Origin of the sequence: Pseudomonas sp. AOB-7, from assembly GCF_003696305.1 — a bacterium.
GTDB lineage: Bacteria > Pseudomonadota > Gammaproteobacteria > Pseudomonadales > Pseudomonadaceae > Aquipseudomonas.
Genome location: NZ_RFFK01000013.1, coordinates 19,153 through 42,274, shown reverse-complemented (window position 1 = coordinate 42,274; position 23,122 = coordinate 19,153). Strand labels below are relative to the sequence as shown.

Genomic DNA, 23,122 nt, shown 5'->3' with positions numbered 1-23,122 from the left:
CACCCACATGGACAAGAGCAAGCTGGGCGCGGTGCCGCGGCACGTCGCCATCATCATGGATGGCAACAACCGTTGGGCCAAGAAGCGCCTGTTGCCGGGAGTGGCCGGGCACAAGGCCGGGGTCGACGCGGTGCGCGCGGTGATCGAGGTGTGTGCCGAGGCCGGGGTCGAGGTGCTGACCCTGTTCGCCTTCTCCAGCGAGAACTGGCAGCGCCCGGCCGAGGAGGTCGGCGCGCTGATGGAGCTGTTCCTCGGTGCGCTGCGCCGCGAGGCGAAGAAGCTGCTGGACAACGACATCGGCCTGCGCATCATCGGTGATCGTTCGCGCTTTCATCCCGAGCTGCAGGCCGCCATGCGCGAGGCCGAGGCGCTGACCGCCGGCAACCGCCGCTTCACCCTGCAGATCGCCGCCAACTACGGCGGCCAGTGGGACATCGCCCAGGCTGCCCAGCGCCTGGCGCGCGAGGTACAGGCCGGTCACCTGCAGCCGGAGGACATCACCCCCGGGCTGCTCCAGACCTGCCTGGCCACCGGCGACCTGCCGCTGCCGGACCTGTGTATCCGCACCGGCGGCGAGCACCGCATCAGCAACTTCCTGCTCTGGCAGTTGGCATACAGCGAACTGTACTTCTCCGACCTGTACTGGCCGGATTTCAAGCACGAGGCCATGCGCAAGGCGCTGGCCGATTTCGCTACCCGCCAGCGTCGCTTCGGCAAGACCAGCGAGCAGGTGGAAGCCGAGGCGCGTTCTTAATGTTGAAACAGCGAATCATCACCGCGTTGGTGCTGCTGCCCATCGCCCTGGGCGGGTTTTTCCTGCTCGACGGGGCGGCATTCGCGCTGTTTATCGGTGCGGTGGTCGTGCTTGGCGGCTGGGAGTGGGCGCGTCTGGCCGGGTTCGCCGCGCAGCCTTTGCGCATCGCCTATGCCGCGCTGGTCGCGGCGCTGCTTTACGGCCTGTACCTGACTCCGGCGCTGGCGCCCTGGCTGCTGGCCGCGGCCCTGCTCTGGTGGGTGCTGGCCACTCTGCTGGTGCTGGGCTACCCCGCCAGCAGCCGTTACTGGGGCGGTTGGCCCGGCAAGCTGCTGATCGGCTTGCTGATTCTGCTACCCGCCTGGCAGGGCCTGGTGCTGCTCAAGCAGTGGCCGCAGGCCAATGGCCTGATCATCGCGGTGATGGTGCTGGTGTGGGGCGCGGATATCGGCGCCTATTTCGCCGGCAAGACCTTCGGCAAGCGCAAGCTGGCGCCCAGCGTCAGCCCCGGCAAGAGCTGGGAAGGGCTGTACGGCGGCCTCGCCGCCAGCCTGCTGATCACCCTGGCGGTAGGCCTGCAACAGGGCTGGAGCGCTGGCGGCCTGCTGCTGGCGCTGGCCGGTGCGGCGCTGGTGGTGCTGCTCTCGGTGGTCGGCGACCTGACCGAGAGCATGTTCAAGCGTCAGTCCGGGATCAAGGACAGCAGCAACCTGTTGCCCGGTCACGGCGGCGTGCTGGATCGCATCGACAGTCTGACCGCAGCCATTCCGCTGTTCGCCGCGCTGCTCTGGCTGGCGGGTTGGGGTTCGCTGTGAGTGCGCCGCAGCGGATCACCGTGCTGGGCGCGACCGGCTCCATCGGTCTCAGCACCCTGGACGTGATCGCCCGCCATCCCGAGCGTTACCAAGTCTTCGCCCTGAGCGGCTTTTCCCGTCTGGCCGAGCTGCAGGCCCTGTGCCTGCTGCATCGCCCGGATTATGCGGTGGTGCCCGATACTAGCGCCGCGCACGAGCTGCAGAGCAGTCTGCGCGGCGCCGGCCTGGCGACCGAGGTGCTGGTGGGCGAGGAGGGCTTGTGTGCCGTGGCCGCCGCTGCCGAGGTCGATTGCGTGATGGCCGCCATCGTCGGCGCCGCCGGGCTTAAGCCGACCCTGGCCGCGGTGCGCGCGGGCAAGAAGGTGCTGCTGGCCAACAAGGAGGCGCTGGTGATGTCCGGCGCCCTGTTTATGCAGGCGGTGCGCGAGAGTGGCGCCACCCTGCTGCCCATCGACAGCGAACACAACGCCATCTTCCAGTGCCTGCCCGGCGACTATGCGCGCGGCCTGCAGCCGGTCGGCGTGCGGCGCATCCTGCTCACCGCCTCCGGCGGGCCGTTTCGCGAAACGCCGCTGGCCGAGCTGGAGCGCGTCACCCCGGAACAGGCCTGCGCCCATCCCAACTGGTCGATGGGGCGCAAGATCTCGGTCGACTCGGCGAGCATGATGAACAAGGGCCTGGAGCTGATCGAGGCCTGCTGGCTGTTCGATGCGCGGCCCGAGCAGGTTGAGGTGGTGATCCACCGGCAGAGCGTGATCCATTCGCTGGTCGATTACGTCGACGGCTCGGTGCTGGCCCAGCTGGGCAACCCCGACATGCGCACGCCGATCGCCCATGCCTTGGCCTGGCCCGAGCGGATCGACTCGGGAGTGGCGCCGCTGGATCTGTTCGCCGTCGGTCGCCTGGATTTCGAGCGCCCCGATGCGCAGCGGTTCCCCTGCCTGCGCCTGGCCCGCGAGGCGGCGCAGGCCGGCGGCAGCGCGCCGGCCATGCTCAATGCGCTCAACGAAGTGGCGGTCGAGGCATTCCTGCAGCGACGCATTCGCTTCAGCGATATCGCGCGTATGATTGAAGCGGTGTTGAACGCGCAGTCGGTGCAGGCGGTCGAAGCGCTCGATGCGGTGTTCGAGGTCGATCGGCGCGCGCGCGCGCTGGCGGCCGAGTGGCTCGCCCGTCGTTGACGGGCCGGAGAGAATAGATGAGCGGGCTGTATATGTTGGTCGGCACCCTGATCGCCCTGGGTGTGCTAGTGACTTTTCACGAGTACGGGCACTTCTGGGTGGCGCGGCGTTGCGGGGTCAAGGTACTGCGCTTCTCCGTGGGCTTCGGTACGCCATTGATGCGCTGGCACGACCGCCAAGGCACCGAGTTCGTCATCGCCGCCATTCCCCTGGGCGGCTACGTCAAGATGCTCGACGAGCGCGAGGGCGACGTGCCGCCGGCGCTGCTCGAACAATCCTTCAATCGCAAGAGCGTGCGCCAGCGCATCGCCATAGTCGCGGCCGGTCCGTTGGCCAACTTCCTCCTGGCGCTGCTGTTCTTCTGGTTCGTCGCCATGCTCGGCAGCCAGCAGGTGCGCCCGGTGATCGGCGCGGTGCAGGAGGGCAGCCTGGCGGCGGCGGCCGGTCTGCAGGCCGGCCAGGAAATCGTCGCGGTCGACGGCAAGCCCACCAGCGGCTGGGCGGCGGTCAATCTGCAGCTGGTGCGCCGTCTGGGCGAAAGCGGCAGTCTCGACCTGCGCGTGCTCGAGCCCGGTTCCACCGCCGAGTCGCCCAAGCAGCTGCAGCTGGACAACTGGCTGCGCGGTGTCGACGAGCCGGACCCGATCGGCTCGCTGGGCATTCGCCCCTGGCGCCCGGCGCTGGAGCCGGTGCTCGCCGAACTCGATCCCAAGGGGCCGGCGCAGGCGGCCGGGTTGCAGCCTGGCGACCGTCTGCTGGCGCTCGACGAGCAGCCCTTGGCCGATTGGCAGCAACTGGTCGACCGCGTGCGCGCCCTGCCGGGCGAGACGGTCAGGCTGCGCATCGAGCGTGCCGGGCAGGCGCTGGATGTCGAGCTGACCCTGGCCGCGCGCGGCGAGGGCGAGGCGCGCAGCGGTTATCTGGGTGCCGGTGTGGCGGGCGTCGAATGGCCGCCGGAGATGCTTCGCGAAGTGCGTTACGGGCCGCTCGAAGGGGTGGTCGAAGGGCTGCGGCAGACCTGGGCGATGAGCCTGTTGACCCTCGATTCGCTGAAGAAAATGCTGTTCGGGGAGCTCTCGGTAAAAAACTTGAGCGGGCCGATAACCATTGCTAAAGTGGCGGGCGCTTCGGCTGAGTCAGGGCTCGGGGATTTCCTGAAATTCCTTGCATATCTGAGCATTAGCCTGGGGGTTCTCAATCTGCTGCCCATCCCCGTGCTGGACGGTGGGCATCTGCTGTTTTACCTGGTCGAGTGGGTGCGTGGTCGTCCCTTGTCCGAGCGGGTTCAGGGGTGGGGGATGCAGATCGGCATCAGTCTGGTCATCGGCGTGATGCTGCTGGCCTTGGTCAACGACCTGAGCCGTCTGTAAGCATCGTTGAAATACGCTCTCGGTACTTGCAAAAAAGTGTCGCCTTGGGTGACAGATTTTTATCGTCAGTTGGAATAAGAAAGGACTTCATGAAACGTCTGCTGCTACCTGCGGTACTGTCCGCATTGATGATCGCCGAAGTTCACGCCGAGTCCTTCACCATCTCCGATATTCGCGTCAATGGCCTGCAGCGGGTTTCCGCCGGCAGCGTGTTCGGCGCACTGCCGCTGAACGTCGGCGAACAGGTCGATGACCGCCAGCTGGTCGATGCCACCCGCTCCCTGTTCAAGACTGGTTTCTTCCAGGACATCCAGCTCGGTCGCGATGGCGACGTGCTGGTCATCACCGTGGTCGAGCGCCCCTCCATCTCCGGCATCGAGATCGAGGGCAACAAGGCCATCACCACCGAAGACCTGCTCAAGGGCCTGAACCAGTCGGGTCTGGCCGAGGGCGAAATCTTCCAGCGCGCCACCCTCGAAGGCGTGCGCAACGAGCTGCAGCGCCAGTACGTGGCCCAGGGCCGCTACTCGGCCGAGATCGAAGCCGAAGTGATTCCCCAGCCGCGCAACCGCGTGGCGCTGAAGATCACCATCAACGAAGGCACGGTCGCCGCCATCCAGCACATCAACGTGGTCGGCAACACCGTGTTCTCCGACGAGGACCTGGTCGACCTGTTCGAACTGAAGACCACCAACTGGCTGTCGTTCTTCAAGAACGACGACAAGTACGCCCGCGAGAAGCTGTCCGGCGACCTCGAACGCCTGCGCTCCTACTACCTGGACCGCGGCTACATCAACATGGACATCAGCTCCACCCAGGTGTCCATCACCCCGGACAAGAAGCACGTCTACATCACCGTCAACGTCGACGAGGGCGAGAAGTACAGCGTGCGCGAAGTGAAGCTGTCCGGCGACCTCAAGGTGCCGGAAGAGGACGTGCGCGCGCTGCTGCTGGTCAAGGAAGGGCAGGTCTTCTCGCGCAAGGTGATGACCACCACCAGCGAGCTGATCACCCGCCGCCTGGGCAACGAGGGCTACACCTTCGCCAACGTCAACGGCGTGCCGGAAGCGCACGACGAGGACAACACCGTCTCGATCACCTTCTTCGTCGACCCGGGCAAGCGCGCCTACGTCAACCGCATCAACTTCCGCGGCAACACCAAGTCCGAGGACGAAGTGCTGCGCCGTGAAATGCGCCAGATGGAAGGTGGCTGGGCCTCGACCTACCTGATCGACCAGTCCAAGACCCGTCTCGAGCGCCTGGGCTTCTTCAAGGAAGTCAACGTCGAGACCCCGCAGGTGCCGGGCACCGACGACCAAATCGACGTCAACTACAGCGTCGAGGAGCAGCCGTCCGGTTCCATCACCGCCAGCGTCGGCTTCGCTCAGAACGCCGGTCTGATCCTCGGCGGCTCGATCAGCCAGAACAACTTCCTCGGTACCGGTAACAAGGTCAGCGTCGGCCTGACCCGCAGCGAATACCAGACCCGCTACAGCTTCGGCTTCGTCGACCCCTACTGGACGGTGGACGGCGTCAGCCTGGGCTACAACGCCTTCTACCGCACCACCGACTACGACGAACTCGACGTCGACGTCTCCAGCTACTCGGTCGACAGCCTCGGCGCCGGCCTCAGCATCGGCTATCCGATCAGCGAGACCTCACGCCTGACCTACGGCCTGACCGCGCAGCAGGATAGCATCGACACCGGCCTCTACACCGTCGACGAGATCTTCGACTTCATCGAGCAGGAAGGCGATCGTTATCTGAACTTCAAGGGTTCCATCGGCTGGTCCGAATCGACCCTGAACCGTGGCGTACTGGCCAACCGTGGCCATTCGCAGAGCCTGGTGCTGGAAACCACCCTGCCGGGCAGCGACCTGTCGTTCTACAAGCTCGACTACCGCGGCCAGATCTTTACCCCGCTGTCCGACAACTACACCATGCGCTTCCATACCCAGCTGGGCTATGGCGACAGCTACGGCTCTACGTCTGAGTTGCCGTTCTACGAGCACTACTACGCCGGCGGTTTCAACTCGGTGCGCGGTTTCGAGGACAGCAGTTTGGGTCCGCGCAGCACACCTAGCGCAGTTCGCGACGCAAACGGTAACCTGATCTTCAATCAGGTGGACTCCAGAGGACGGGTGACCGATCCGGATCAGGATGCGCTGCCGTTCGGCGGCAACGTGCTGGTGCAGGGCGGCGTCGAGCTGCTGTTCCCCATGCCTTTCGTCAAGGACCAGCGCTCGCTGCGCACCGCGCTGTTCTGGGACGTGGGCAACGTCTTCGACACCAACTGCACGTCCAGCCAGAAGCGCTTGAGCGACAGCTGCGATATCGACTTCGGCAATATGGCCAGCTCCGTGGGCGTCGGCCTGACCTGGATCACCGCGCTGGGCCCCCTGAGCTTCAGCCTGGCCATGCCGGTGATGAAGCCCGATGATGCCGATACCCAGGTGTTCCAGTTCTCCCTGGGCCAGACCTTCTAAACCTATTCACCGAAAGCCAACAGTTTTGTTGCAGGAGTGCATTGTGCGTAAGTTGACTCAACTGGTTCTGTTCACCGCCGCCCTGATCGCCACTCCGGCGTTCGCCGAGATGAAGGTGGCCGTGCTGAACTATCAGATGGCCCTGCTCGAGTCCGACGCGGCCAAGCGCTACGCGGTCGATGCCGAGAAGAAGTTCGGTCCGCAGCTGAACAAGCTCAAGACCCTGGAAAGCGACGCCAAGCGCATCCAGGACCGCATGGTCAAGGAAGGCGAGAAGATGCAGCAGGCCGAGCGCGAGCGTCTCGAGCTCGAATTCAAGCAGAAGGCCCGCGACTTCCAGTTCCAGTCCAAGGAGCTGAACGAAGCCAAGGCCATCGCCGACCGCGAGATGCTGGCCAAGCTCAAGCCGAACCTGGACAAGGCGGTGGAAGAGGTGATCAAGAAGGGTAACTTCGACCTGGTGCTCGAGCGCGGCGCGGTGATCGATGTCAAACCCCAGTTCGACATCACCCGCCAGGTCATCGAGCGCATGAACCAGCTGCGCTGATCATGACGGCAGTAGTCTTTACTCTCGGCCAGCTGGCCGAGCGCCTGGGCGCCACCCTGCGCGGCGCCGAAGGCAAGCTCATCGCGGGCCTGGCCACCTTGCAGGAGGCCGGGCCCGAGCAGTTGAGCTTCCTGGCCAATGCCCAGTACCGCAAGTACCTGGCGCAGACCCGCGCCGGCGCGCTGCTGCTCACCGCCGCCGATGCCGAGGGCTACGCCGGTGACGCGCTGATCGTCGCCAACCCCTATCTGGCCTATGCCCAGCTCTCGCACCTGTTCGACCGCAAGCCGCAGGCCGCGGCCGGCGTACATGCGACTGCCTTGGTGGCGGCGGATGCCCAGATCGATCCGACTGCCAGCGTTGGTGCCTATGCGGTGATCGAGGCCGGCGCGCAGATTGGCGCCGGTGTCAGCATCGGCGCGCACTGCGTCGTCGGCGCCCGTTCGGTGATCGGCGAGGGCGGCTGGCTGGCGCCGCGGGTGACCCTGTACCACGACGTGCGCATCGGCAAGCGCGTGGTGATCCAGTCCGGCGCGGTGATCGGTGGCGAGGGCTTCGGTTTCGCCAACGAGAAGGGCGTGTGGCAGAAGATCGCGCAGATCGGCGGGGTGAGCATCGGCGACGACGTCGAGATCGGCGCCAACACCACGGTCGACCGCGGCGCGCTGTCCGACACCCTGATCGGCAACGGGGTCAAGCTGGATAACCAGATCATGATCGCGCACAACGTGCAGATCGGCGACAACACCGCCATGGCCGGCTGCGTGGGGATTTCCGGCAGCACCAAGATCGGTCGCAACTGCATGATCGCCGGCGGCGTCGGCATGGTCGGGCATATCGAGGTGTGCGACAACGTGTTCGTCACCGGCATGACCATGGTCACCCGTTCCATTACCGAGCCGGGCGCCTATTCTTCAGGCACCGCGATGCAGCCGGCGGCGGAATGGAAGAAGAGCGCGGCGCGCATTCGTCAGCTGGACGATATGGCCAAGCGCCTGCGCGAGCTGGAAAAACAGCTGGCTGCCGTGACCCCGAGCGCGAACGCCTCATCTGATGCCTGAGCCGGCCAGGCCGCGCTCCTCTTTTTTCTTACAGGCTTATCCGGACATGATGGACATCAACGAAATTCGTGAATACTTGCCGCACCGCTATCCCTTCCTTCTGGTGGATCGTGTGGTGGACCTGGACGTCGAGGGCAAGTGCATTCGCGCCTATAAGAATGTCAGCATCAACGAGCCGTTCTTCAACGGTCACTTCCCCGAACACCCGATCATGCCGGGCGTGCTGATCATCGAGGCGATGGCCCAGGCCGCCGGTATCCTCGGCTTCAAGATGATGGGCGTGAAGCCGGCCGATGGCACCCTCTACTATTTCGTCGGCTCGGACAAACTGCGTTTCCGCTCGCCGGTGCTGCCGGGCGACCAGCTGGTGCTGGAAGCCAAGTACCTGAGCGATCGCCGCAGCATCTGGAAGTTCGAGTGCCGCGCCAGCGTCGATGGCAAGGAAGTCTGCTCGGCCGAAATCATCTGTGCGGAACGCAAACTATGAGTTTGATTGACCCTCGCGCCATTATCGATCCGTCGGCGAAGCTGGCGGATGGCGTTCAGGTCGGCCCCTGGTCGATCATTGGACCCGATGTGGAAATCGGCGAGGGTTCGGTGATCGGCCCCCATGTGATCCTCAAGGGGCCGACCGTGATCGGCAAGCACAATCGCATCTACCAGTTTTCCTCGGTAGGCGAGGACACCCCCGATCTGAAGTACAAGGGCGAACCGACCCGCCTGGTGATCGGCGACCACAACGTCATTCGCGAGGGCGTCACCATTCACCGCGGCACTGTGCAGGATCGCGGCGAGACCACCCTGGGTGATCACAACCTGATCATGGCCTACGCCCATATCGGCCACGACAGCGTGATCGGCAACCACTGCATCCTGGTCAACAACACCGCGCTGGCCGGGCATGTCTGGGTCGACGACTGGGCGATCCTCTCCGGTTACACCCTGGTGCATCAGTTCTGCCGCATTGGCGCGCACAGCTTCTCCGGCATGGGCACCGCCATCGGCAAGGATGTGCCGGCCTACGTCACCGTGTTCGGCAACCCGGCCGAGGCGCGCAGCATGAACTTCGAGGGCATGCGCCGCCGCGGCTTCTCCAGTGATGCCATCGCCGCCCTGCGCAAGGCCTACAAACTGGTCTATCGCCAGGGCATGACCGTCGAGCAGGCGCTGGTCGAGTTGGCCGAGCTGTCTGCGCAGTTCCCGGAAGTCGCGGTATTTCGCGACTCCATCCAGGCGTCCACCCGCGGCATCACCCGCTGATGAGCAGGCCGTTGCGTATAGCGCTGGTCGCCGGCGAGGCGTCCGGCGACATCCTCGGCGCCGGGCTGATGCAGGCGCTCAAGGCCAGGCACCCGGATGCCGAGTTCATCGGCGTCGGCGGCGCGCGGATGGAGGCCGAGGGGCTGCAATCCTCCTTCCCCATGGAACGCCTGGCGGTGATGGGCCTGGTCGAGGTGCTCGGCCGCCTGTTCGAGCTGCTCGGCCGCCGTCGTCAGCTGGCGCGCGAGCTGATCGCCGCCAAGCCGGATGTGTTCATCGGCATCGATGCGCCGGATTTCAACCTGGGCCTGGAGCTCAAGCTGCGCCGCGCCGGGATCAAGACCGTGCACTACGTCAGCCCCTCAGTCTGGGCCTGGCGGCAGAAACGCGTGCTGAAGATTCGCGACGCCTGCGACCTGATGCTGACGCTGTTCCCCTTCGAGGCGCAGTTCTACGACGCTCATCAGGTGCCGGTGCGCTTCGTCGGTCACCCGCTGGCCGACGCCATCCCGCCGCAGGCCGACCGCGCCGCGGCGCGCGAGGCGCTGGACCTGCCGCAGGACGAGCCAGTGGTGGCGTTGATGCCGGGCAGCCGCGGCGGGGAAGTCGCGCGCCTCGGCGAGCTGTTCCTCGATGCGGCGATTCGCCTGCGCGCGCTGCGCCCCGGCATCCGCTTCCTGCTGCCCTGCGCCACGCCGGAACGCCGCGCGCAACTGGAGCAGATGCTGGCCAGCCGCGACCTGCCGCTGACCCTGCTAGACGGCCGCTCGCACGAGGCCCTGGCCGCCTGCGACGCGGTGCTGATCGCCTCCGGCACCGCGACCCTGGAAGCGCTGCTGTACAAGCGGCCGATGGTGGTGGCCTATCGCGTGGCGCCGCTGACCTACCGCATTCTCAAACGCCTGGTGAAGAGTCCGTACATTTCCCTGCCCAACCTGCTGGCCGAGCGCCTGCTGGTGCCGGAGCTGATCCAGGACGCGGCCAGCGCCGATGCCCTGGCGCAATCGCTGGCGCCGCTGATCGACGGCGGCGAGGTGCAGACCGAAGGTTTCGACGTGATCCACCGCGCCCTGCGCCGCGACGCCTCGGCGCAGGCGGCCGAGGCCGTGCTCAAGCTGGTCGGTCGCTGATGCAGCTGGGATTGGACTTTGCCCTGGTCGAGGACCTGGTGGCCGGGGTCGATGAGGTCGGCCGCGGTCCGCTGTGCGGCGCGGTGGTCACCGCCGCGGTGATCCTCGATCCGGCGCGGCCGATCCAGGGCCTCAACGACTCCAAGAAGCTGTCCGAGGCGCGCCGCGACAGGCTGTTCGACGAGATTCGCGAGAAGGCCCTGGCCTGGTGCATTGCCCGCGCCGAGGTGGAGGAGATCGACCGCCTGAATATCCTCCACGCGACCATGCTGGCCATGCAGCGCGCGGTTGCCGGGCTCGGCGTGACGCCGAAGCTGGCGCTGATCGACGGCAACCGCTGCCCCAAGCTGGCGGTACCCAGCGCGCCAGTGGTCGGCGGCGACGCCAAGGTGCCGGCCATCGCCGCCGCGTCCATTCTGGCCAAGGTCAGCCGCGACCGCGAGATGGTCGAGATGGATCGTCTCTATCCCGGCTACGGCATCGCCGGGCACAAGGGCTATCCGACGCCCACCCACCTCGAAGCGCTGCGCCGCCTCGGACCGACGCCGATCCATCGGCGCTCCTTCGCCCCGGTACGCGAGCTGCTGGAGCGCTGAGGTCGCGCCTTGTCGCCTGACCGACTGCATTGGTCGCCTCAGCGCAAGCCATGAAAACCGCGATCCCCCAAAGTGCCGCCCCTTTGCGCAGGCTAGACTCTGCGCAGTATCCCGACGGGCCTCGACCCGCTATCCGCCCCGGCGATCCCGGGCCAACGTAGAAGCCGCCGGCGGCGGCAGGGGAGTGATGATGCACGACATGGCCAATCAGGTCGTCGACCTACTCAACGGCCTCATCTGGGGCAAGGTGCTGATCTGGCTGCTGGTGGGCTGCGGCCTGTATTTCACCGCGCGCCTGGGGCTGATTCAGTTCCGCCATTTCGGCCATATCTTCAGCGTGCTGCGCGGCAGCCGGCAGAGCGATGCCGCCGGGATCTCCTCGTTCCAGGCGCTGTGCACCTCGCTGGCGGCGCGGGTCGGTACCGGCAACGTGGCGGGCGTGGCAGTGGCCATCACCCTGGGCGGGCCGGGGGCGATCTTCTGGATGTGGATGATCGCCCTGGTCGGCATGGCCAACGCGTTCGTCGAGGCGACCCTGGCCCAGCTGTTCAAGACCCGCGACGCCAGGGGCCAGTTCCGCGGCGGCCCGGCCTACTACATGGAGCGCGGCCTGGGCGCACGCTGGATGGGCGTGCTGTTCTCGATCTTTCTGATCATCGCCTTCGGTTTCGTCTTCAATTCGGTGCAGGCCAATACCATCAGCGGCGCGCTGATCGGCGCCTTCGGCCTGGACTGGGGTACGCTGAGCATCGCCGGCAGCCCGGTGCAGGTCGCTGCGCTGGCCATAGGCGCGCTGCTGGTGCTGCTCACCGGCCTGATCATCTTCGGCGGCCTGCGCTCGATCGCGCGGTTCTCCGAACTGGCGGTGCCGTTCATGGCGGCGGCCTACCTGCTGCTGGCGCTGGTGCTGATCCTGCTCAACCTGGATCAGCTGCCGGGCATCTTGGTCCTGATCGTCAAGAGCGCCTTCGGCCTGCACGAGGCCGCCGCCGGCGGCATCGGCGCGGCGATCATGAACGGCGTCAAGCGCGGCCTGTTCTCCAACGAGGCGGGTATGGGCTCGGCGCCCAACGTCGCCGCAGCCGCCACCCCCTATCCGCCGCATCCGGCGTCGCAGGGTTACGTGCAGATGGCCGGGGTGTTCATCGACACCATCCTGATCTGCACCGCCTCGGCGGCGATCATCCTGCTGGCCGGGCCGCAGGCGGGCGAGGGCATCGGCCTGGTGCAGAACGCGCTGACCAGCCAGGTCGGCGGCTGGGGCCAGTATTTCCTGGCGCTGATCATCCTGTTCTTCGCCTTCACCTCCATCGTCGCCAACTACAGCTACGCCGAGAGTTGCCTGGTGTTCCTCGAGCACAACCACGCCAGCGGCCTGCTGCTGTTCCGCCTGCTGGTACTGGCCATGGTGATGTTCGGCGCGCTGGCCTCGCTGCCGTTCGTCTGGAACCTCGCCGACGTCTCCATGGGCCTGATGGCGATCACCAACCTGATCGCCATCCTCCTGCTCTCCGGCCTGGCCATCCGTCTGGCGCGCGACTACAACGAGCAGCGCAAGCGCGGCCAGCTGCCGACCTTCGACGCCAGCCGCCATCCGGATATCCAGGCCAGGCTGGAGCCGGGCATCTGGGACAAACGCAGCGCATAGACGCTGCCCTAAAAGCCAAGGCCCGGTACAATCCGGGCCTTGTTGTTTTCGTCTTCAGCACAGGACCGCCATGAGCCCCAATTTCGTCCACCTGCGTCTGCACACCGAATACTCCCTGGTCGACGGCCTGGTGCGGGTCAAACCGCTGATCAAGGCGGTGGCCGGGGCCGGCATGCCGGCGGTGGCGGTCACCGACATGAGCAACATGTGCGCACTGGTGAAGTTCTACAAGACCGCCATGGGCGCCGGCATCAAGCCGATCTGCGGCGCCGACATCTGGTTGGCCAGCGCCGACGAGGACGGCCCGCTGTCGCGCCTGACCCTGCTGGCGATGAACGCCAAGGGCTATCGCAACCTCACCGAGCTGGTCTCGCGCGGCTGGGCCGAAGGGCAGAGCAACGACCTGGTGATCATCCAGCGCGACTGGGTCAAGGAGGCCGCCGAGGGTCTGATCGCCCTGTCCGGTGCGCGCGAGGGCGAGGTCGGCCAGGCCCTGCTGGCCGGCGATGAGGCCGCTGCCGAAGCGCGCCTGCGCGAGTGGATGGCGGTGTTTCCCGAGCGCTTCTACCTGGAGGTGCAGCGCACCAGCCGGGTCGGCGACGAGGAGTACCTGCACGCCGCGGTGGCCCTGGCCGACCGCGTCGAGGCGCCGCTGGTGGCGACCAACGACGTGCGCTTTATCAAGCAGGACGACTTCGAGGCCCACGAGACCCGCGTGTGCATCGGCGAGGGCCGTTCCCTGGATGACCCGCGCCGGCCGCGCAACTATTCCGACCAGCAGTACCTGAAAACGCCGGCGGAGATGTGCGAGCTGTTCTCCGACCTGCCCGAGGCGCTGGAGAACAGCGTGGAGATCGCCAAGCGCTGCAACATCGAGGTGCAGCTGGGCAAGTACTTCCTCCCCGACTTCCCCACGCCTAATGGCATGGGCATCGACGACTACCTGCGGCATGCCTCCTTCGAGGGCCTGGAAGAGCGCCTGGAGGTGCTGCTGCCCAAGGACACGCCGGATTACCAGGCGAAGAAGCAGGTCTATATCGACCGCCTCAATTTCGAGCTGGATATCATCATCCAGATGGGCTTCCCCGGTTACTTCCTGATCGTGATGGACTTCATCCAGTGGGCCAAGAGCAACGGCGTGCCGGTCGGCCCGGGCCGGGGGTCGGGTGCCGGTTCGCTGGTGGCCTACGTGCTGAAGATCACCGACCTCGATCCCTTGGCCTACGACCTGCTGTTCGAGCGCTTCCTCAACCCCGAGCGGGTATCCATGCCCGACTTCGACGTCGACTTCTGCATGGACGGCCGCGACCGGGTGATCGACTACGTCGCCGACAAGTACGGGCGCAACGCGGTGAGCCAGATCATCACCTTCGGCTCGATGGCGGCCAAGGCGGTGGTGCGCGACGTGGCGCGCGCCCAGGGCAAGTCCTACGGCCTGGCCGATCGCCTGTCGAAGATGATTCCCTTCGAAGTGGGCATGACCCTGGAGAAGGCCTACGAGATGGAGGAGCCGCTGCGCGACTTCCTCAAGAACGACGAAGACGCCCGGGAAATCTGGGACATGTCGCTCAAGCTCGAAGGCGTGGTGCGCGGCACCGGCAAGCACGCCGGCGGCGTGGTGATCGCACCGACCAAGCTCACCGACTTCTCGCCGATCGCCTGCGACGAGGAGGGCGGCGGCCTGGTGACCCAGTTCGACAAGGACGACGTCGAGCAGGCCGGCCTGGTCAAGTTCGACTTCCTCGGCCTGCGTACCCTGACCATCATCAAGTGGGCGATGGAAACCATCCACCGCATCCAGAAGCGCGACGGCGCCGAGGACGAGGAGCTGGTCAACATCGACTTCATCCCGCTGGATGACAAGAAGACCTACGACATGCTGCAGAAGGCGGAGACCACCGCGGTCTTCCAGCTCGAATCGCGCGGCATGAAGGAGCTGATCAAGAAGCTCAAGCCCGACTGCCTGGAAGACATGATCGCCCTGGTGGCGCTGTTCCGCCCCGGCCCGCTGCAGTCCGGCATGGTGGACGACTTCATCAACCGCAAGCACGGCCGCGCCGAGCTGTCCTACCCGCACCCGGATTACCAGTACGCCGGTCTGGAGCCGGTGCTCAAGCCCACCTACGGCGTCATCCTGTACCAGGAACAGGTGATGCAGATCGCCCAGGTGATGGCCGGTTACACCCTCGGCGGTGCGGACATGCTGCGCCGCGCCATGGGCAAGAAGAAGCCCGAGGAGATGGCCAAGCAGCGCGGCGGCTTCATCGAGGGCTGTGCCAACAACGGCATCGATGCCGACCTGGCCGGCAACATCTTCGACCTGGTGGAAAAATTCGCCGGTTACGGCTTCAACAAGTCGCACTCCGCCGCCTACGGCCTGGTGTCCTACCAGACTGCCTGGCTCAAGGCGCATTACCCGGCGCCGTTCATGGCCGCGGTGCTGTCGGCGGATATGCACAACACCGACAAGGTGGTGATCCTGGTGGAAGAGTGCCGCAACATGAAGTTGCGCATCGATCCGCCGGACGTCAACGTCTCCGAGTTCAAGTTCACCGTCAATGACGACGGCCGTATCGTCTACGGCCTCGGCGCGGTCAAGGGCGTGGGCGAGGGGCCGGTGGAGGCCATAGTCGAATGCCGCGCCGAGGGTGGGCCATTCAAAGACCTGTTCGACTTCTGCAACCGCGTCGACCTCAAGCGCATCAATAAGCGCACCCTCGAAGCGCTGATCCGCAGCGGCGCGCTGGATCGCCTGGGGCCCTACTACCAGGACGAGCTCAAGGCCTACCAGGCCAGCGTCGACAAGAACCGCGCGGTGTTGCTGGCATCCATGGAAGAGGCCGTGCAGTCCGCCGAGCAGACCGCGCGCAGCGCCGAGAGCGGCCATATGGACCTGTTCGGCGGCCTGTTCGCCGAGCCTGAGGCGGACGTCTACGCCAACCACCGCAAGGCCCGCGAGCTGCCGATCAAGGAACGTCTGAAAGGCGAAAAGGACACGTTGGGCATCTACCTGTCCGGCCACCCCATCGACGAATACGAAGGCGAGATCCGCCGCTTCGCCCGCCAGCGCATCGTCGAGCTCAAGCCGGCGCGCGATACCCAGACCATCGCCGGGATGATCGTCAACCTGCGGGTAATGAAGAACAAGAAGGGCGACAAGATGGGCTTTATCACCCTCGACGACCGCTCCGGGCGGATCGAGGCCTCGCTGTTCGCCGATGCCTTCGCCAGCAACCAGGCGCTGCTGCAGAACGATGCGCTGGTGGTGGTCGAGGGCGAGGTGAGCAACGACGATTTCTCCGGCGGCCTGCGTCTGCGCGCCAAGCGCGTGATGAGCCTGGAGGAGGCGCGCACCGGCCTGGCCGACAGCCTGCGCCTGAAGGTCGCCGGCGAGGCGCTGAAAGGCGATCGCCTGCGCTGGCTGGCCGAGTTGTGCGGCAAGCACAAGGGCGCCTGCCCGGTGACCCTGGACTACAGCGGCGAGGAGGCACGCGCCTTGCTTCAGTTTGGCGACGCCTGGCGCATCGACCCGGCCGACACATTGATTCAGGCATTGCGTGACCAGTTCGGGCGCGACAACGTCTTTTTGCACTACCGCTGACGCGAGAGGGGAAATTTCCCTTTGTGTTGGCATTGGCACCTGCGGGTGTCGACCCGCTGCGCCCTATCCCTTAAGGTAGGGCGCCTAATGGATACAGCTCCCCGGCCACTTGGCCGTCGACGCAAGACGGATGACTATGAACCCGAATTTTCTCGATTTCGAACAGCCGATCGCCGACCTGCAAGCCAAGATCGAAGAGCTACGCCTGGTCGGTAACGACAACGCGCTGAACATCGGCGACGAGATTGCCCGCCTGCAGGACAAGAGCAGCGCGCTGACCGAAAGCATCTTCGGCAACCTCTCCAGCTGGCAGATCGCTCAGCTGGCGCGCCATCCGCGCCGCCCCTACACCCTGGACTATATCCAGCACATCTTCACCGAGTTCGACGAGCTGCACGGCGACCGTCACTTCTCCGACGACGCTGCCATAGTCGGTGGTGTGGCCCGCCTCGGCGAGCAGCCGGTGATGATCATCGGTCACCAGAAGGGCCGCGAAGTGCGCGAGAAGGTACGCCGCAACTTCGGCATGCCGCGTCCGGAGGGCTATCGCAAGGCCTGCCGCCTGATGGAAATGGCCGAGCGCTTCAAGATGCCGATCCTCACCTTTATCGACACCCCCGGCGCCTACCCGGGCATCGATGCCGAGGAGCGCGGCCAGAGCGAGGCCATCGCCTGGAACCTGCGGGTGATGGCGCGGCTGAAGACCCCGATCATCGCCACCGTGATCGGCGAGGGCGGCTCCGGCGGCGCGCTGGCCATCGGCGTCTGCGATCAGCTGAACATGCTGCAGTACTCCACCTACTCGGTGATCTCGCCGGAAGGCTGCGCCTCGATTCTCTGGCGTACCGCCGAGAAGGCGCCGGACGCCGCCGAGGCCATGGGCATCACCGCCGAGCGTCTGAAGGATCTGGGCATCGTCGACCAGGTGATCGCCGAGCCGTTGGGCGGCGCTCATCGTGATCCGGCAGCGGCTTCCGAGTCGATCCGTCAGGAGCTGACCAAGCAGTTGGCCAGCCTGCAGAAGTACGACACCGACGCCCTGCTCAAGCGTCGTTACGATCGCCTGATGAGCTACGGCATCGCCTGAGCTCGTTCAGCGCGCATCTCAACGGGCCTTCGGGCCCGTTGTTGTTTAAGCTTGGCCGATGACTGCTCTCGATATCCGTCTGCGCGCCGCGTTGCAGCCCTGGCGAACGGCACCGGCCTGGCGTATCGCCTTCTCCGGCGGCCTCGACTCCAGCGTGCTGCTGCACCTGCTGGCCGGTCTCGCCCGGCGCGAGGCGCTGCCGCCGCTGGCCGCCATCCATGTCCACCACGGCCTGCAGCCGGCGGCCGAGGCCTGGCCCGAGCATTGCGCGCGCAGCTGCGCGCAGCTGGATATTCCCCTGGAAATCGTTGCGGTGCAGGTTGCGCCGGGCGCCAGCCTGGAGCAGGCGGCGCGCCAGGCGCGCTACGCCGCCTTCGCCTCGCGTCTGGGCGAGGGCGAGGTGCTGCTCGGTGCCCAGCATCGCGACGATCAGGCCGAGACCCTGCTGTTTCGCCTGTTGCGCGGCGCCGGTGTGCGTGGTCTGGCGGCCATGCCTGTAGCTCGGCCGCTGGGCCGCGGCACTCTGGTTCGGCCGCTGCTGGACGTTCCGCGTAGCGAGTTGCTGGCCTATGCCGAGGCCCATGGGCTGAGCTGGGTGGAAGACCCGAGCAATGCCGACGAGCGCTTCAGTCGCAATTTCCTGCGCCGCCGCGTGCTGCCGTTGCTCGCCGAGCGTTGGCCGCAGGCGGCCGCCAGCCTGGCGCGCAGCGCCGCCCACCTGGGTGAGGCGCAGCAGCTGCTGGGCGAGTTGGCCGAGCTGGATCTGCTCGCCGCGCGGGGCCGGGCGCCGTTTTCCTGGCTGGCGCTGCCGTCGCTGGACTTGCAGGCGGTGGCCGGGCTGAACGAGGCGCGGCAGCGCAATCTGCTGCGTCATTGGCTGGCGCCGCTGACCCGGCTGCCGGACAGCGATCACTGGGCCGGCTGGTATGACCTGCGTGACGCCGGCGTGGATGCGACGCCGATCTGGAAACTGGCCGATGGCGAGTTGCATAGGGCAGATGGGCGGCTGTGGTGGCTCAGCGGCGACTGGTTGCAGCCACTCACGGCTGTCGATCTGCCTTGCGGTGCGGCGCAAGGGGCTATCGAACTGCCCGGCAACGGCGCTGTGCGAGTTGTCGGCGAGCTGCCGGCGGGGCGTTGGCACCTGCGCTATCGCCGCGGCGGCGAGTCGCTGCAGCTGCCGGGGCGCGGCCGGCGCGACCTCAAGCGCCTGCTCAATGAGCTGCGCGTGCCGGCGTTCGTGCGTCCGCGGCTGCCCTTGCTGTTCGACGGCGACGAGTTGGTGGCGGTGGCCAATCTGGCGCCGGCGCCGCGTCCGGGGCGGGGCGATCTGCGCTTGCACTGGTCGCCACCGATCGGTGATCAAGGTTTGAGCTGGTAAGGCCTTTCCGGTAGACTACGCTCCCGTCTTACTACAGCTTTTGCCGACTCCCTCAGGGAGCTTGGCGGGCTTGCCATTGTTGCTACTGATGGCGCTCCTTCGCTTTCCCCGGCGGCACTGACCGCTTAAACGCAGACTTCTAGGGTTTTTCATGACGCGCTACATCTTCGTCACGGGTGGTGTTGTTTCTTCATTGGGGAAAGGCATCGCCTCGGCTTCACTGGCGGCCATCCTGGAGGCGCGGGGCCTGAAGGTCACCATGCTCAAGCTGGACCCTTACATCAACGTCGATCCGGGCACCATGAGCCCGTTCCAGCACGGTGAGGTGTTCGTCACCCACGACGGCGCCGAGACCGACCTCGACCTGGGGCACTACGAGCGGTTCATCCGCACGACGATGACCAAGAGCAACAACTTCACCACCGGCCGCGTGTACGAAGACGTGCTGCGCAAGGAGCGCCGTGGTGACTACCTGGGTGCGACCATCCAGGTCATTCCGCACATCACCGACGAGATCAAGCGGCGCATCATCAAGGGCGCCGGCGATGCCGACGTGGCCCTGGTGGAAATCGGCGGCACCGTCGGCGACATCGAGTCGCAACCCTTCCTCGAAGCCATTCGCCAGCTGCGCGTGGAAGTGGGCGCCAAGCGCGCCATGCTGATGCACCTGACCCTGGTGCCCTACATCGCCACCGCCGGCGAGACCAAGACCAAGCCGACCCAGCACTCGGTCAAGGAGCTGCGCTCCATCGGCCTGCAGCCGGACGTGCTGGTGTGCCGCTCCGACCACCCGATCGACGTCTCCTCGCGGCGCAAGATCGCCCTGTTCACCAACGTCGAAGAGCGTGCGGTGATCAGCCTGGAAGACGTCGACACCATCTATAAGATTCCGGGCGTGCTGCATGCCCAGGGTCTGGACGACTTCGTCGTCGAGCGTTTCGGCCTGGAGTGCGGCGGCGCCGACCTGTCCGAGTGGGATCGCGTGGTCGATGCCAAGCTCAACCCGGAAAAGGAAGTCACCATCGCCATGGTCGGCAAGTACATGGAGCTGCTCGATGCCTACAAGTCGCTGATCGAAGCGATGAGCCACGCCGGCATCCAGAACCGTACCAAGGTCAACCTGCGCTATATCGACTCCGAAGACATCGAGAACCAGGGCACCGCGCTGCTCGAGGGCGTCGACGCCATCCTGGTACCGGGCGGCTTCGGCCTGCGCGGCGTGGAAGGCAAGATCAAGACCGTGCAGTACGCTCGCGAGAACAAGATTCCCTACCTGGGCATCTGCCTCGGCATGCAGGTCGCGGTCATCGAGTATGCGCGCAACGTGGTGGGCTGGAGCGATGCCAACTCCACCGAGTTCGACCTGGCCAGCCAGCACCCGGTGGTCGGCCTGATCACCGAGTGGCAGGACGCCGCCGGCGGCGTGGAAACCCGCAGCGAGAGCTCCGACCTGGGCGGCACCATGCGCCTCGGCGCGCAGGACTGCCAGCTGCAGGCCGGTTCGCTGGTGCACGACTGCTACGGCAAGGACGTGATAGTCGAGCGCCACCGCCACCGCTACGAGGTGAACAACAACCTGCTGCCGAAACTGACCGAGGCTGGTCTGAAGGTCACCGGCCGCTCCGGCGACGGCGCGCTGGTCGAAGTGGTCGAGGCCCCGGATCATCCCTGGTTCGTCGCCTGCCAATTCCACCCCGAATTCACCTCCACGCCGCGTGACGGTCATCCGCTGTTCAGCGGTTTCGTCAACGCTGCGCTGGCGCAGCAAGCGAAGAAGGCCTAAGGCATGGCGCAGAAGATCATCAAGGTCGGCAATATCGAGATCGCCAACGACAAGCCCTTCGTGCTGTTCGGCGGCATCAACGTGCTCGAGTCGCGCGACCTGGCCATGCAGGCCTGCGAGGAATACGTGCGGGTGACCGAGAAACTCGGCATCCCCTACGTGTTCAAGGCCAGCTTCGACAAGGCCAACCGTTCCTCCATCACCTCCTTCCGCGGCCCGGGCCTGGAAGAGGGCATGAAGATCTTCGAGGAAGTGAAGAAGACCTTCGGCGTGCCGGTGATCACCGACGTCCACGAGCCGCACCAGGCGGCCGCGGTGGCCGCGGTGTGCGACATCATCCAGCTGCCGGCCTTCCTCTCGCGGCAGACCGACCTGGTGGTGGCCATGGCCAAGACCGGCGCGGTGATCAACATCAAGAAGGCGCAGTTCCTCGCCCCGCAGGAGATGAAGCACATCCTGCGCAAGTGCGAGGAGGCCGGCAACGATCAGCTGATCCTCTGCGAGCGCGGCTCCAGCTTCGGTTACAACAACCTGGTGGTGGACATGCTCGGCTTCGGCATCATGAAGCAGTTCGAGTACCCGGTGTTCTTCGACGTGACCCATGCGCTGCAGATGCCGGGCGGTCGCGCCGATTCGGCCGGTGGCCGCCGCGCCCAGGTCACCGATCTGGCCAAGGCCGGCATGAGCCAGGGCCTGGCCGGTCTGTTCCTCGAGGCCCACCCCGATCCGGAAAACGCCAAGTGCGACGGCCCCTGCGCCTTGCGCCTGAACAAGCTGGAGCCTTTCCTCACCCAGCTCAAGCAGCTCGACGATCTGATCAAGAGTTTTCCGCCGATCGAGACTGCCTGAACCGCACGCAATCCGGTAAAGTGCCGCCCCAGAAAAGATCCCCCTGACCCGTGAGTCAGACTGTGTCGCCGACCCGCCCCACGGGGCGACGGCGGCCCCGCGCAGCCCGCTGCTGCAGTCTTATCGTCAAACCTTGGAGTGCAAACAACAATGGCAAAGATCGTCGACATCAAGGGTCGTGAGGTTCTCGACTCCCGCGGCAACCCCACCGTGGAAGCCGATGTAATTCTGGAAGGCGGTATCGTCGGTAGCGCCTGCGCGCCGTCCGGTGCCTCCACCGGCTCGCGCGAAGCGCTGGAGCTGCGTGACGGCGACAAGAGCCGTTACCTGGGCAAGGGCGTGCTCAAGGCCGTCGCCAATATCAACGGCCCGATCCGCGACCTGCTGCTGGGCAAGGATGCGACCGATCAACAGGCCCTGGACCGCGCGATGATCGAGCTCGACGGTACCGAGAACAAGGCCAAGCTGGGCGCCAACGCCATCCTCGCCGTGTCCCTGGCTGCCGCCAAGGCCGCGGCCCAGGCCAAGGGCGTGCCGCTGTACGCGCACATCGCCGACCTGAACGGCACCCCGGGCGTCTACTCCATGCCGGTGCCGATGATGAACATCATCAACGGCGGCGAGCACGCCGATAATAACGTCGACATCCAGGAGTTCATGGTCCAGCCGGTCGGCGCCAAGAGTTTCGCCGAGGCCCTGCGCATGGGCGCCGAGATCTTCCACCACCTCAAGGCCGTGCTGAAGGCCCGTGGCCTGAACACCGCCGTGGGCGACGAGGGTGGTTTCGCGCCGAACCTGGCCTCCAACGAAGACGCCCTGGCCGCCATCGCCGAAGCCGTGGCCAATGCCGGCTACAAGCTGGGCGAGGACGTCACCCTGGCCCTGGACTGCGCCTCCAGCGAGTTCTACAGGGACGGACAGTACGACCTGGCCGGCGAAGGCAAGGTATTCAGCGGTGAAGGTTTCGCCGATTACCTGGCCGGCCTGACCCAGCGCTACCCGATCATCTCCATCGAAGACGGCATGGACGAGTCCGACTGGGCCAGCTGGAAAGTGCTGACCGACAAGATCGGCGCCAAGGTGCAGCTGGTCGGTGACGATCTGTTCGTCACCAACACCAAGATCCTCAAGCGCGGCATCGATGAGAAGATCGGCAACTCGATCCTGATCAAGTTCAACCAGATCGGCTCGCTGACCGAGACCCTGGAAGCCATCCAGATGGCCAAGGCCGCCGGCTTCACCGCGGTGATCTCGCACCGCAGCGGCGAAACCGAAGACAGCACCATCGCCGATCTGGCCGTGGGTACTGCCGCCGGTCAGATCAAGACCGGTTCGCTGTGCCGCTCCGACCGCGTGTCCAAGTACAACCAGCTGCTGCGCATCGAAGAGCAGCTGGGCGGCAAGGCTCCCTATAAGGGCCGTGCCGAGTTCCGCGGCTAAGCACTGCGTGGTAGAAAAGGGCGACGCGAGTCGCCCTTTTTCGTGGACGCTTCGTCGAACCCTTGGAACCAATGCACGGATGCAGGTACCGAAATCCCATGTCACTCATCAGTCGGCTTCTTTTCAAGCATGA

18 protein-coding genes are annotated in these 23,122 nt (G+C 65.8%); all 18 read left to right on the top strand.

The annotated features are described in order from the left end of the window. Positions 1 to 7: 7 nt before the first annotated feature. Positions 8 to 754 (top strand): polyprenyl diphosphate synthase, encoded by a 747-nt coding sequence (gene uppS / locus EA796_RS19585; protein WP_021444635.1) that lies wholly within the window; start codon positions 8 to 10, stop codon positions 752 to 754. Further along, positions 754 to 1,569, top strand: coding sequence for a phosphatidate cytidylyltransferase (locus tag EA796_RS19580; RefSeq protein WP_122109817.1), 816 nt, complete (start codon positions 754 to 756; stop codon positions 1,567 to 1,569). The genes uppS and EA796_RS19580 overlap by 1 nt, the downstream gene beginning before the upstream one ends. Continuing rightward, positions 1,566 to 2,750, top strand: a complete 1,185-nt coding sequence (gene ispC / locus EA796_RS19575) for a 1-deoxy-D-xylulose-5-phosphate reductoisomerase (RefSeq protein WP_122109816.1) — start codon at positions 1,566 to 1,568, stop codon at positions 2,748 to 2,750. Before EA796_RS19580 ends, ispC begins: the two co-directional genes overlap by 4 nt. Positions 2,751 to 2,767: 17 nt before the next feature. Then, entirely contained in the window at positions 2,768 to 4,120 is a 1,353-nt protein-coding gene (gene rseP / locus EA796_RS19570) for a sigma E protease regulator RseP (protein ID WP_122109815.1), read from the top strand. Between the two features lie 89 nt (positions 4,121 to 4,209). After that, entirely contained in the window at positions 4,210 to 6,606 is a 2,397-nt protein-coding gene (bamA, locus tag EA796_RS19565; RefSeq protein WP_122109814.1) for an outer membrane protein assembly factor BamA, read from the top strand. A gap of 43 nt (positions 6,607 to 6,649) precedes the next feature. Beyond that, positions 6,650 to 7,153 (top strand): OmpH family outer membrane protein, encoded by a 504-nt coding sequence (locus tag EA796_RS19560; protein WP_021444640.1) that lies wholly within the window; start codon positions 6,650 to 6,652, stop codon positions 7,151 to 7,153. Between the two features lie 2 nt (positions 7,154 to 7,155). Beyond that, a complete protein-coding gene (gene lpxD, locus EA796_RS19555) occupies positions 7,156 to 8,214 on the top strand; it encodes a UDP-3-O-(3-hydroxymyristoyl)glucosamine N-acyltransferase (RefSeq protein ID WP_371921481.1) in 1,059 nt (352 codons plus the stop codon). A gap of 46 nt (positions 8,215 to 8,260) precedes the next feature. Beyond that, on the top strand, positions 8,261 to 8,701 hold the full coding sequence (fabZ, locus tag EA796_RS19550) for a 3-hydroxyacyl-ACP dehydratase FabZ (RefSeq protein WP_021444642.1): 441 nt from the start codon (positions 8,261 to 8,263) through the stop codon (positions 8,699 to 8,701). Further along, entirely contained in the window at positions 8,698 to 9,474 is a 777-nt protein-coding gene (lpxA, locus tag EA796_RS19545) for an acyl-ACP--UDP-N-acetylglucosamine O-acyltransferase (protein ID WP_021444643.1), read from the top strand. Before fabZ ends, lpxA begins: the two co-directional genes overlap by 4 nt. Next, positions 9,474 to 10,604 carry a lipid-A-disaccharide synthase gene (lpxB, locus tag EA796_RS19540; protein ID WP_122109812.1) on the top strand — a complete coding sequence of 377 codons (1,131 nt, stop codon included), beginning with the start codon at positions 9,474 to 9,476 and terminating at the stop codon, positions 10,602 to 10,604. The genes lpxA and lpxB overlap by 1 nt, the downstream gene beginning before the upstream one ends. Further along, positions 10,604 to 11,200, top strand: coding sequence for a ribonuclease HII (rnhB, locus tag EA796_RS19535; protein ID WP_122109811.1), 597 nt, complete (start codon positions 10,604 to 10,606; stop codon positions 11,198 to 11,200). The genes lpxB and rnhB overlap by 1 nt, the downstream gene beginning before the upstream one ends. Before the next feature lie 190 nt (positions 11,201 to 11,390). Beyond that, on the top strand, positions 11,391 to 12,848 hold the full coding sequence (locus tag EA796_RS19530) for a sodium:alanine symporter family protein (protein WP_122109810.1): 1,458 nt from the start codon (positions 11,391 to 11,393) through the stop codon (positions 12,846 to 12,848). Positions 12,849 to 12,918: 70 nt separating this feature from the next. Then, a complete protein-coding gene (gene dnaE, locus EA796_RS19525) occupies positions 12,919 to 16,449 on the top strand; it encodes a DNA polymerase III subunit alpha (RefSeq protein ID WP_122109809.1) in 3,531 nt (1,176 codons plus the stop codon). A 136-nt stretch (positions 16,450 to 16,585) separates the two neighbouring features. Beyond that, positions 16,586 to 17,536, top strand: coding sequence for an acetyl-CoA carboxylase carboxyltransferase subunit alpha (locus tag EA796_RS19520; RefSeq protein ID WP_122109808.1), 951 nt, complete (start codon positions 16,586 to 16,588; stop codon positions 17,534 to 17,536). Between the two features lie 58 nt (positions 17,537 to 17,594). Further along, positions 17,595 to 18,917 (top strand): tRNA lysidine(34) synthetase TilS, encoded by a 1,323-nt coding sequence (gene tilS / locus EA796_RS19515; protein ID WP_122109807.1) that lies wholly within the window; start codon positions 17,595 to 17,597, stop codon positions 18,915 to 18,917. Between the two features lie 151 nt (positions 18,918 to 19,068). Then, positions 19,069 to 20,700, top strand: coding sequence for a CTP synthase (locus EA796_RS19510; protein ID WP_122109806.1), 1,632 nt, complete (start codon positions 19,069 to 19,071; stop codon positions 20,698 to 20,700). Between the two features lie 3 nt (positions 20,701 to 20,703). Next, on the top strand, positions 20,704 to 21,549 hold the full coding sequence (kdsA, locus tag EA796_RS19505; RefSeq protein ID WP_021444009.1) for a 3-deoxy-8-phosphooctulonate synthase: 846 nt from the start codon (positions 20,704 to 20,706) through the stop codon (positions 21,547 to 21,549). Positions 21,550 to 21,699: 150 nt separating this feature from the next. Then, positions 21,700 to 22,989: a phosphopyruvate hydratase gene (eno, locus tag EA796_RS19500; protein WP_122109805.1), complete on the top strand. Its 1,290-nt coding sequence runs from the start codon at positions 21,700 to 21,702 to the stop codon at positions 22,987 to 22,989. Positions 22,990 to 23,122 lie beyond the last annotated feature (133 nt).